The sequence below is a fragment of the Acidobacteriota bacterium genome, from assembly GCA_016184105.1.
Classification (GTDB): domain Bacteria; phylum Acidobacteriota; class Vicinamibacteria; order Vicinamibacterales; family 2-12-FULL-66-21; genus JACPDI01.
The window spans coordinates 13,281-24,995 of sequence record JACPDI010000051.1 but is presented as its reverse complement, the minus strand read 5'-3'; the positions used below and the strand labels follow the sequence as shown (position 1 = coordinate 24,995).

General features: G+C 68.5%; 10 protein-coding genes. All 10 read right to left on the bottom strand.

The window, feature by feature from the left end:
- The 10 genes from HYU53_17330 to HYU53_17285 all read right to left on the bottom strand — a co-directional run bounded on the left by HYU53_17330 (position 1) and on the right by HYU53_17285 (position 11,498).
- On the bottom strand, positions 1-948 hold the full coding sequence (locus HYU53_17330; protein MBI2222953.1) for a DmsE family decaheme c-type cytochrome: 948 nt from the start codon (positions 946-948) through the stop codon (positions 1-3).
- A 22-nt stretch (positions 949-970) separates the two neighbouring features.
- On the bottom strand, positions 971-2,167 hold the full coding sequence (locus tag HYU53_17325) for a c-type cytochrome (GenBank protein MBI2222952.1): 1,197 nt from the start codon (positions 2,165-2,167) through the stop codon (positions 971-973).
- An 8-nt stretch (positions 2,168-2,175) separates the two neighbouring features.
- Positions 2,176-3,528 (bottom strand): polysulfide reductase NrfD, encoded by a 1,353-nt coding sequence (gene nrfD, locus HYU53_17320; protein ID MBI2222951.1) that lies wholly within the window; start codon positions 3,526-3,528, stop codon positions 2,176-2,178.
- Position 3,529: 1 nt separating this feature from the next.
- On the bottom strand, positions 3,530-4,213 hold the full coding sequence (locus tag HYU53_17315; GenBank protein ID MBI2222950.1) for a 4Fe-4S dicluster domain-containing protein: 684 nt from the start codon (positions 4,211-4,213) through the stop codon (positions 3,530-3,532).
- Positions 4,214-4,221: 8 nt separating this feature from the next.
- Positions 4,222-6,549, bottom strand: coding sequence for a molybdopterin-dependent oxidoreductase (locus HYU53_17310; GenBank protein MBI2222949.1), 2,328 nt, complete (start codon positions 6,547-6,549; stop codon positions 4,222-4,224).
- A 13-nt stretch (positions 6,550-6,562) separates the two neighbouring features.
- Positions 6,563-7,099, bottom strand: coding sequence for a cytochrome c3 family protein (locus tag HYU53_17305; protein MBI2222948.1), 537 nt, complete (start codon positions 7,097-7,099; stop codon positions 6,563-6,565).
- A gap of 16 nt (positions 7,100-7,115) precedes the next feature.
- Complete coding sequence (locus tag HYU53_17300; GenBank protein MBI2222947.1) at positions 7,116-7,619, bottom strand: cyclic nucleotide-binding domain-containing protein; 504 nt, start codon at positions 7,617-7,619, stop codon at positions 7,116-7,118.
- 11 nt (positions 7,620-7,630) lie between these two features.
- Complete coding sequence (locus HYU53_17295) at positions 7,631-7,966, bottom strand: hypothetical protein (protein ID MBI2222946.1); 336 nt, start codon at positions 7,964-7,966, stop codon at positions 7,631-7,633.
- A 196-nt stretch (positions 7,967-8,162) separates the two neighbouring features.
- Positions 8,163-9,596, bottom strand: coding sequence for a sigma-54-dependent Fis family transcriptional regulator (locus HYU53_17290; protein ID MBI2222945.1), 1,434 nt, complete (start codon positions 9,594-9,596; stop codon positions 8,163-8,165).
- 3 nt (positions 9,597-9,599) lie between these two features.
- A complete protein-coding gene (locus tag HYU53_17285) occupies positions 9,600-11,498 on the bottom strand; it encodes a PAS domain-containing protein (GenBank protein ID MBI2222944.1) in 1,899 nt (632 codons plus the stop codon).
- Between the last annotated feature and the right edge of the window lie 217 nt (positions 11,499-11,715).

Below are 11,715 nucleotides of genomic sequence, written 5' to 3'. Positions count from 1 at the left end.
CTAGCGATGGAAGTACTTCCCGGACGGCGCGTTCGACCCGTGGATTTGCACGTGGCAGACGACGCAGCCGGAGCCGATCAGCCGGTTGGCGCTTGTGGTGTTCCTCAAGGCGAAGCCCTCGTAGACCGTCGGCGGGTGCCGGGCCGTGACGTGGCACCTCTGGCACAGGAAGGGCACCTTGGCCACGAGCAGCCGCTCGTTGTTCGATCCGTGCGGGTCGTGACACGTCACGCAGGAATTGGTCACCGGCGCGTGCTCCCAGAGATACGGGCCGCGCTTTTCCGCGTGACAGCTCGTGCACGCCTGGTCGACCGTCGTCCCCGCCTTGAGCAGCTTGACGTTGCTCGAGCCGTGCGGGTTGTGGCACGACGAGCAGACCATCTTGCCCTCGCGCACGGGCATGTGATTGAAGCGATAAAACTTGTTCGCCATCTGCCGGTGACAGCCGCCGCACAGCTCCGGCTGCGTGGCCGCCTTGATCTGCTTGTCACCGCGGGGGCTGTGCACGCTGTGGCACGTGACGCACCCGACGTTGCGCTGCTCGTGCTGGCTCCCGGTCCAGAGGGCATGGGTGCCGCGGACGTGGCAGGCCGTGCAGACTTCGGCGGAGGCGCGTGGCGCCAGGCCGCCGTTGCCGAACCGCCGGATGAGCGTCGCGTCTCCGGCCTCGGCGTGGGCCTTGCCGGGGCCGTGGCACGCTTCGCATCCTTGTCCGGCCAGCGGGCTGCGCGGATTCGACGCGCGCCCGTGCGGCGTGCCCTTCAGGCTGTCCGCTTTTTCGGTATGGCAGGTGAGGCACACCTCGGTTCCGGCGTAGGTTCCTCCTGCCGTTTCGGGCGCTGCCGCCTGCTGGGCGGGCGTGGCGGACGCCGTGAGGACCCACCCCGAGGCGGCCAGCCACGCGATCACGACCGCACTCAGGAACACTCCGGGAATGGCACGGCGCATATCGGCCTCCTTCACACGTGCTCTACGACTTCGACTTTCCACTTCGGGCCGCGTTCTCCGGCGAGGTTGCAAGGCGGCGGAGGTACGCGGCCAGATCACGCATGTCGCCTGGCTCGAACTTGGGCCAGAACGGCGCTTTCTCCGCCATCAGGCGATGCATCTGCGGGGCGTGATTCCACATCGCGGCGGCAAGGCCGGGGCGGTCCGCGCGCTTCAGCGCTGAGGCGAGGTCAGGCGCTCCGGCGATCCCGGCGCCGTGACAGCCGGCGCACCCCTTGTTCTTGAACACCGCCGCGCCCCTCGTGGCGACCCCTTCGTCGCCGAGGTAGCCGCGGAAGTACAGGTACGCGACCAGATCCGAGAGGTCGCTGCCGCTGAAGTGGGGGAACGGCACGCCGCGCGCGCGCATCATCGCGCCCATCGCGTAGCTGTGGTTCCAGAGCAGTCCCGTGATCTCCGACGCGGTCTTCGACAGGGCCGCCCGCGTGATGTCCGGGGCGCGCCCGCCGCGGCTGTCGTGACACGTGCCGCATTGCTTGCGCCGGTACACCTCGGCGCCGCGGCCCGGGCTCGGCAACGGCTGCAGGTCCACCTCGCGTCCCGCGCGACGCCCTTCCGAGCGAATGTAGGCCTGGAGATCGGCCATCTCGTGGCCGGTGAACTGCGGAATGTCTCTCCCGCGGCGCAGCTGCTCCTGCTGCATCCGCGGTCCGGCATTCCACATGGCCTGGGCGAGCGGGGTGGGAGAGGGATACGCGCCAAACCGGTCCAGCGGACCCGCGGTGTTCCCGCCGCGCCCGCCGAGCGTGTGGCAGCTGCCGCACTCCAGCCGCGCGAACGTGTCGGCGCCGCGGACGGCGTTTCCCGGCTCGTCGAACAGCCGCAGGTAGTAGAGATAGCTCAGGACGTCGGCCATCTCCTGCGCGTCGAGCGAGGGCCACGGATACCCGCGCGCGCTGACTTCATCGATCATCCGCGGCGTGTGATTCCAGAAATCGCCGACCAGCTCGTCCCACGTCTTGCCGGCGACCGCGACGGTGATGTCAGGCCCGAGCGATCCGCCGTTGCCCCAGATCGAATGACAACTGACACACCCCTTCCGCACGAAGATGTCGCGACCCTTGAACGGATTCCCGTCGCTCATCGGGTCGTCGGCCACTCGCGCGCTCGCCGCCATCGCGGCGCCCCACACCGCCGTCGCCAGGACGATGAGTGCCACTCGCCTGTTCATAACGCCACCGCCTCCAGATCGTCCGGCAGATATTCGGAGACGCGTTCGGTGACTTCCTCGATGGACTTCTCGCGGCCTTCCTTGATCTCCCAGATCGACACGATGGGGAAGAACTTCGTGGCGATCATGTAGACGAGCACGAACCCGGCAAACGTCCCGGCCATGATCGACAGCTCGACCCACGACGGCCAGTAGTGCGCGATGGCGACCTCTCCGCGCGGGTGCAGGGAAGTGGGCACGACGATGTTGAAGCGCTCCAGCCACATGCCGATCACCACGGCCACCGACGCGATGACGGTTCCCGGGACGTTGCGGGTCTTCGCGCGCGCCATCAGCCCGAACGGGATGACGAAGCAGGTCGCGAACATCAGCCAGAACGGAAACCAGAACGCGCCGTACAGCTTCGAGTACAGGGTGGCCAGCTCCGCCTCCTCGCCGCCGTACCAGACCGTCAGGTGCTCGGCAAACGTGAAGTAGAACCACAGGATCGACATCACGAGCAGCAGGAGCCCCATGTGATTGAAGTGGATGTCCTTGAAGTAGGCCTCCAGCCGGTAGACGCGCCTGAGAATCGCCATCGCGATGATCAGGGCGGCGATGCCGGAGAAGATGGCCCCGATGACGAAGTAGGGCCCGAAGATCGCGCTGTGCCACATGGGTCTGAGCGTGAGGGCGAAGATCCAGCCGATCACCGTGTGCACCGACACGGCGATCGGGATCACGGCCACCGCGAGGACGGAAATCAGGCGCTCGAGCGTGTGCCGGGCCGCCGGCGTGTCGTGGTACCCGATCGCCAGGAACCAGTAGAGCAGCCGCGGGCGCAGGCCCAGGTCGCGGATGCGTGCGAGGTCGGGGATCATCGGCACGTAGAGGTAGACGCTGCTCGCCGTGAAGTAGAGGCCGATGCTCATCACGTCCCAGAGCAACGGCGAGAACGGCTGCGAGTGCAGCATCACGTTCAGCACGCGGTCGGGCCTTCCCAGGTCCAGCACCGGCTGGATCGCGCCGAAGCCGATCACCAGCACCGTGATGAATTCGGCGGATCGGGTGATCGAACGGCGCCATTCCGCGTTGGCGACGCGAAGAATCGCGGAGATGAGCGTGCCGGCGTGCGAGATGCCGATGAAGAACACGAAGCAGATGATGTAGATGCCCCAGTACTCCGGCGTGTTCAACCCGGTTGCGCCCAGCCCGTTCCTCAACTGGTACGCGTAGGCGAAGAGCCCCCAGAGCGAGATGGCCGCCATCACGGCCGCCCATCGCCAGAAGGTCTTCGTCGTGCGCACGAGCGGCATGAGCAACACGCGTTCGTCCTGCGGCAGACGGGAAACGATCTCGAGATCAGTCACGTCAGTCCTGCTCCGCCAGGTAATAGACCTTGGGCTGAGTCCCGAGGTCTTCGTGGAGACGAAACGCGCGCGGATCGCGCGCCAGCTGCGCCACCCGGTGATCCGGATCGTCGAGATCCCCGAAGACGATCGCGCCGGTGGGGCAGCTCTCACTGCAGGCCGGCACGTAATCCGCCTCCCGCAACGGGCGTTTCTCGGCCCGCGCGACGTCACGCGCCTTCTGCAGGCGGTGGTGGCAGAACGTGCACTTCTCGATGACGCCGACCGGGCGCAGCGACACGTCAGGGTTCAGCCCCGCGACGGTGGAGCCCGGATAGGATGGCCGCCGCCAGTTGAAGTACTTCACCGTGTACGGGCAGGCGTTCGCGCAGTACCGGCAGCCGATGCACCGCGCGTAGATTTGACTGATGATGCCTTCCGAATCGCGCGAGGTCGCCTGCACGGGGCAGACCAGCGTGCACGGCGGGCGGTCGCAGTGCATGCACGGCTGCGGCACGAACCGGGCCCGCAGGTTCGGCCACTCGCCCTCGACCTCCGTCTGCACGCGCATCCACGAAATGGTGCGGCTCTCGCCGGCCGCCTGCGGCCCGCCGACGGCGATGTTGTTTTCCGATCGGCACGCCACTTCGCACGCCTGGCAGCCGTTGCACTTGTCGAGGTCGATCACCATTCCCCATCGCGGCATGGCTGTCCTCAAGCCGGCGTGAGCCGGACGCGTGTCGAGTACCAGTCGGGAAGACCGGCGACCATGTCCTGCGCCGGACCCACCGCAACGAGCGGGTTGGCAGCCGGCGCCTCTCCCCATCCGCGCACGCGCGTGTGGAGTCCGTACGGCACGTTCACGACGCCGGGCTGCGCGCCGGCAAAGACGCGCACCGTCGCCTCGAACGCGCCGCGTTCCGATTCGACCCGCACACGCTGGCCGGAATGCAGCCCCAGCTCGCGGGCGGTTTCCGGATTCAGCTCGGCCCAGGTCTCCCACGCGTTGCCGGCCAGGACCCCGATATGCTCGAGCAGCCAGGGCATCAGCGGCGTTCCGCCCGAGGCGAGCGTGAGGACGCGGAAGGGAACCAGCCGTAGCGGGAACGTCTTGTCCCCGGCCGGCATCTCGGAAGGTTCGGCCGTTGCCGGCAGGAACCCCTCCGTCAGGGGCTCGCCGGACTTCGCAAGACGTCGTCTTGCTTCGGGCGGGAAGATCCACACCCGGCCGTCGGCGTGTTGCGTGACGGCGCTGCGATCCTGGTAGTCGTAGATCGGATCGAACCAGCCGCCGGAGTCGAGGATCGTCTGCCAGTACTCCTCGGCCGGCACGCCGTGGGGCAGCCACCAGCCGCGGCTCTCCAGCTCGCGCAACTCGCCCTGGCGGAACGGCTCGACGAAGGCGCTTCCACGCTGCGCCCCCGCGAGCGCGACGCCGCGCCGGCGCACGATCTCCTCGAGCGATGCCCAGGGAAGACGCGCCTTGACACTGCCGCCCAGGCGGGAGGCCAGGCCAAGAATGACGTCGCCGCTGGCGCGCGTGTCCTGCAGCGGCGCGATCACCGGGCGCACGACTCCCCATACGGGGAACGCCACCGCAGCCGGCGCCGGGGCATCCTGCCAGCGCTCGAGATACGTGTGATCGGGGAGCACGAGGTGCGCGTAGCGCGCGCTCTCGTCGAGAAACGGCGAGAACGACACGACCATCGGCACGCGCTCGAGCGCGCGCCGGGCCTCGTCTGCGCGCGCTGCCGAAGCGACCGGGTTCGACTGGTAGAGGAACAGCACCTGGGCCGCACGCGCTGCGTCGCCGCCGGGCTCGCCTGGCCACGCGGCGGAGGTGAGTGGCCGGCGCGACAGGTCGGCGCCGCGGTCGAAGCCGTCAAGCGGGCCGGGCAGCGCGACCGGCGCCTGGACCAGCACTCCTCCAGGGCGATTGAGGCCGCCGCGAAGCACGTTGAGCGCGTGGATCGCGAGCGCGTCCGACAGGCCCCCGCGACGCCAGCTGACCGCGTGGTCCCAGATCGCCACCGGCCGCTGGGCGGTGCCGAAGGCTTTGGCGAGCTGGATGAGTCGCGCCACCGGCACCCCGGTGATGCGCGAGACGTTGTCCGGCGCCCCGTGCCTCAAGACGAGCGATCGGAATCCCGTGTGCGTCCCTCCCTGGTCGCTCCAGTCTTCCCAGCCGGAGACCCGGCTCGAGACGAATTCGGCGTCGTAGAGTCCTTCCTTGGCGAGCAGGTAGGCGAGCCCCAGCGCGAGCGTGCCGTACGTGCCGGGCCGAACCGCGATCCATTCGTCCGCGCTGACCGCCGTGCGCGAGAGACGGACGTCAACCTGCACCCAGCGCCGCCCCGCGGCCTCGCGCGCTCTCGCGGCCAGCGGCAGCGCCGCCCACGCCTCCGACAGCGCCGCGCCGAAGGAGACGACGAGATCCGACGACAACAGATCGAACGCCGGCGGCGCCGCGATTCCCTGGCAGAGGCGCATCACGTCGGCCGAGCCGTCGCGGTAATCGTCCACGGTGATCCGATCGGTGCCGTACGCATGGCAGAACGCCGCGATCAGCTCACCGACGACGCCCGGTGCGTCTCCGACGAGCCATTCCACCGAGCCTGCCTGGTGTGCCGCCTGGGCAGCGCGCAGCGCCGCGGCAACGCGATCGAGCGCGGCATCCCACGAGATCGGCACGAATCGATCGGATCCGGGCGGCCCGACGCGTTCGACCGGTCCCTTCAGGCGCGCCGGGTGATAGGCGAGCTGGATGCCCGCGCGCCCCTTGGGGCACAGCCCCCCCTGGCTCACGGGGTGCAACGGGTTGCCGTCGATCCGGGTCAGCGCGCCGTCCACCAGCCTCGCCTTGATCCCGCAGTGGGCGGGGCACAGCACGCAGGTGGACGCCACGAAGGTTTCAGCGCCAGGTTGCCACTCGGGCCCGAACTGGGGCGATGGGAGAGGGAACTCGTGGGACAATGCCCCGAGCCCGAGCCCGACACCCGCGCCCGCCGTACCGAACAGAAAACCTCGTCGCGTCATCGACATCGGTGTTCCTCCCTCAGCGATGACAGTGCGTGCAATCGGTCTTGACGCCACGCTCGGCGTGGCACCCCGTGCACGTGTCCATGGTGATCCGCACCAGCGGGGAGGGCGGAGGAGTCGTCGTGTCCGCGATGGCGCCGTGGCACGTGTCGCACGCGATGCCGCCGATCGCGACGTGCCGGCGGTGCGAGTAGCGCACGTGGTCGGCCATGCGAAACAGCTTGCGGAACGCGGGCTGGCGCTCGCTCGCCGCCAGCTTCAGCAGCTTCTGTTCTTCGGCGGACTTGGTGAGCGGCTCCGAGTGGCAGCCCTGGCACACCGCCAGCGACGGCAGGCCGGAGTGCTCGCTCGTGGTGTAGTGCTCGTGGCACGTCGAGCACTCGAGGCCGACGTCCTTGACGTGCTTCTGGTGATTGAACTGGATCGGCTGCGCGATCCGGGTGGTCGGCCGCAGGACGAACCGGCCCGCGTTGAAGCCGGCGGTCGCCACCGCGATCGCGAGGACGCCGAGGACCAGGCGCCGTTTCGGATTGAGCCCTTCGTCTATGGACACGGCGTCGGCTCCTGTGTCACCTGCGCTGGTTCGCTTCGTTCAGCACCGCATGCTGCAGCTCGCGGACCCACAAGGTCTGGAACGTGAGCAGACGGACGCCGACCAGCTCCGACAGATTTCCAAGAAAGCACTTTCCGAGGTCGGGCGCTGCGTCGAACAGCACCTGAAGGTCTGCGCGCGGAAAGCCGATGACCACGGCCGCTTCAGCCGCGCGCGCGGACAGTGTGAAGCGGTAGGGGCGCACGAGCGCGGACCAGCCGAGCGCCTTGCCTGCTCCGGCCGATTCCACGCGCACGTCCCTGACCGCACCGGCAACCGTCATGGGGAGGCACAGCTCCATCGCCCCGTTCGCCACGACGTAAATGCACTCCGCCGGGTCGCCGAGGAGAAAGAGATAATCTCCGGCGGCCAGCGCGCGCGACCGGCCGATCGCCGTCAGCCGCCAGATGCCGTCCAGGGTGAATCCCCGGAACAGCTCGGCGTTCTTGAGCACTTCGTGCATCTGCGCGGTGAGCGTCACGTGCCCTCCGATCAGTGAACGTGAAGCTGCGAATCCGACGCGCGATACAGCCGATCCATCGACGGGAAGTGGACGAACTCCGCCACTCGCTCGTGCTCGGCCTGCACGTGCTGCTCGAGACGCGTGAGCAGCATCTCGTCAAACGAAATGGCCGGACCGACGGCGTAGGCCCCGCTCTTCGCGCCGGTGAAGAACCCGGGGACCATCGCGGCGTTTGCCGCGCGCGACGCGCCGGCCGCCCGCGCCGCGTCAAGGCCGCGACGCTCCTCGATGTCGCGGTAGCCCATGACGAGGGCCAGCATCATGCCGCCGAACAGAAGTGTGAGGACCAGGACGAGAGCCACCATTCCTTCCATCCCTCTGCCTCCTTTTGCACGTGCGCATGAGCAACCTCCGTTCCGCAAGCCCGGCCGGTGTGCCGATCCGTTGAATCAGGCCGAAAACGTGCGCGAGAGGCGAGTGGCGGGGTTTGCCTGGAGGCGGAGACGCGCGCGCAGCCTGTTAGTTCTGGCAGGTGCAGGGGGCGCGAGCCTGTCAGAACTGTCAGGACTCTCGCTTGGGCGAGGACGAAGGGACTTTCGCTCGCGGCGGCGGATTCGATGCACCGCGATAGCGTTCGAGCAGCCGGTAGAACGTGCGTTCGCTCGTGCCGAGCAGGCGAGCGGCCTGGGCGCGATTGCCCGCCGCCTTCTCCAGCACCCGGAACACGTGCCGGCGCTGCACTTCGCGCAGCGTCAGGTTTTCTTCTTCCCTTCCTTCTTCCCTTCCTTCTTCCGGCGGGGCCGCGGCCTCGGCCCTCACGCCGCGAATTGGCGGCGGGAGATCCTCACGCCCGATCTCGTCGTCGTCGCTGAGCACCACGGCCTGCTCCAGCACGTGAATCAGTTCACGGACGTTGCCGGGCCAGGAATGGCGCAGGAGGGCGTCCATGGCCTCGGGCCCCACCCGCTTGTCGAGCGAGAACCGCTGGTTGAGCTGCGCGGCGTAGTGCTCGACGAGCAGCCGGATATCCTCCGGGCGCTCGCGCAGCGGCGGGATCTCCACGACGAACGTGGCGAGGCGGTAGAACAGGTCCTCCCGGAAATGGCCGCGTGAGATCGCCGACCGGAGGTCGCGGTTGGTGGCGGCGATGATGCGAACGTCCACCGAGATTTCGTCGGTCCCCCCCAGCCGGCGGAAGCGGCCGGTTTCGAGGACGCGCAGAAGCTTGGCCTGGACGTCGGGGCTGATGTCGCCGACTTCATCGAGGAAGATCGTGCCGCCGCTGGCCACTTCGAACAGCCCGTGCTTCAGGCGGTTGGCGCCGGTGAATGCGCCGCGCTCGTGGCCGAAAATCTCGCTCTGCAGCAGTTCTTCGTGCAGCGATGCGCAGTCGACGACGACAAACGGTGCGTCGCCGCGGGGGCTCTGCGCGTGCAGCAGCGCCGCGACCACCTCCTTGCCGACGCCGGTCTCCCCCAGTACGAGGGTGGTTGCACCGGCCCTCGCAATCCGGGCGACGTTGTCCATCAGCTTCACGAACGCGGGGCTGGCCCCGACCAGTCCTGGCGCGACGTTCGGCGCCGCGTAGCCATCTTCGAGGACGCGCTGCCGCTTGACCAGCCGCTCGTGCTCGCAGGTCTTCTGGATGGCCATCTCGAGCTTCGCAATCGGGCAGGGCTTCTCGAGATAATCGTGCGCGCCGAGGCGGATCGCCTGGATGGCCGTGTCGATCGTGCCGTGCGCCGTCAGCACGACGACCGCACTCGGGGTGTTGCGCTCCTGCAGCCGCTTCAGCACCTCGATGCCGTCCATGTCCGGCAGCCGCAGGTCCAGCAGCGTGACGTCCGCGTTGGCGCGCGGCGCCTGTTCGAGCGCCTCGGCTCCGGAGGCCACCGCCACGACCTTGTAGCCCCGGCGCGTCAGCTCCGTGTCCATCACGCGACGGAAGGTCGTGTCGTCATCGACCAGCAGAATGCGGGTGTTCTTGTTGGGCATGGCTCATTCGGCTTCGCGGCTCGATCGCGGAAACACCACCTCGATGCACGACCCGCGGCCCGGGGCGCTGTCCACGAGGCGCACCTCGCCGTTGAACCGGCGCATGAAGGTGCGCGACAGGAACAGCCCCATGCCCGTGCCGCGCGGCTTCTGCGTGCGGAACGGCTCGAACAGGTGCTTCTGGATATCCATCGGGATGCCGCAGCCATTGTCTCGGATCTGCAGGCGAATGGCATCAGCATCGACGGCGAACCGCGCGGTCACGCGCCCGCCTCCCGCCTCGAAAGACTGGATCGCGTTGACGAGCAGGTTGAGCACGACGTGCTGGACGACTTCGGTGTTGGCGGTGACGACCGGGATCGGGCCGTCGCCGTCGAGCACCAGCTCGACGCCCGCTTCACGGGCGGTCGGACGCGCCAGCTCCATGACGTTGCGCACGGCCTCCAGGAGGTCGATCGGTTCGATGGCCGGAGGGATGCCGCGCGCGAAACGGAGGAAGCGGTCGGTGATCCGGCGGCAGCGCAGCACCTGGTCGCGAATCGTGGCCGCGCTCTCGCGAATCGCGTCCATCGTGACCGGCTCGCACGCGGCCAGCTCCGCCCCCTCGAGCTGATCGAGAATCGCCTCCGCGCACGTGAGCGTCGAGGCGAGCGGCGTGTTCACTTCGTGCGACAGGCCGGAGGCGAGCACGCCGAGCGACGACATCCGCTCGATCTCCGCCAGGCGCTCCTCTTCGCGCACCCGATCGGTGATGTCGCGCCACACCTCCACCACCTGGGTCACCGAGCCGTTGTCGTCGAACACCGGCGAGGCGTACACCTCGTGGACGCGCCCCTTGCCGTTCGAGCCCGACGGGAGCCCGTAGGTCGCGCGCTGCAGCTTGCCCGTGGACAGGCACCGCGCGGTCGGGCACTCCGGATCCTCGCGGCACGGCAGCGCGTGCCCCACGGCGTCGCGACAGTTGCGGCCGCGGAGCGTCTCGGGGTACGCGCACAGCCGGCTCGCGATGGAACGGTTCGCCGCCACCACCTGGAAGTTGCGGTCCAGCACCACCAGGCCGTCATCGAGGCTGTTGAGCACGCCGGCGAGCTGCTGCTCGCGCCCCTTGACGTCTTCGATGAGCGACGAGGCGGCATCCGCCATGTGGTTGAAGTCGGTCGCCAGCGAGGCGATCACATCGTTGCCCCCGGGATCGATCCGCTGGCCGAACGCGCCCGCCGCGACGGCGCGGGCCGCGCGGCTCAGCCTGCCAAGGCGGGAGAGCACGACCCGGCGGAGATGCAGTCCGACGCCCGCGAGCAGGACGAAGGTCAAGGCGATAGTGGCCGTCGTGATCTGCTGCAGCTCTTTCCGCGCCTTGGCCTGGATGGGCGCGAGGGACACATCCATGATGAGGATGCCGTTCAACTTGGCCGCGGCATTGTGACACCGGTGGCACTCGGGGCGGTTCTCAATCGGCTGGACCGAGCGGAGCACGTCGATGCCGTCATCGTGAAGGAGCACCCACCGGGCCCGCTCACCGGGGCTCTTCGAGTGGCACACGAGGCAGGTCGGGGAATCGCGCGAGAACCGCACGCCCACGTCCATGTCGCGGCTCGACAGCCGGACGACGCCGTTGTGGTCGATGACCATCGCCCGGCGCACCTCTGGATGCCGCGCGACTTCCTCCAGGATCCGCGTCATCAGGCGGCTGTCCCGGGTCAGCATCTGATGGCGGAGCGAGGTTTCGAGGATGCGGTTCTCGAGCTCAGCGGCTGCGCGCCGGGCCGCGATGGTTTGATCGTATTGATAGCGGGAGAGAAGGTACAGGCCGCCGGCCAGCGGCACCACGACCAGGATCGAGATGCCTGCCGCGAGACGCGCCGTGAGACGATCCAACTTCGGGAACCACGCGGGTGTCACGTCGCAGCTCTCCCTGGTCGATGTCGCGGTGTGGCTCAGTGTAGCACCTGTGACCGCGGAGGACGCAGGATCAACGACCACAGGGGACGCAGGGGACCCAGGGGGGATGGGGAATGGCCGGGGGAGGTGCACGCGCGCAGGCTCGCGCGTGACGACCACTCTCCGATGGCGATAGAATGGAAAGGTTATCCAGCCGCGGATAACTACGCAGGGACAC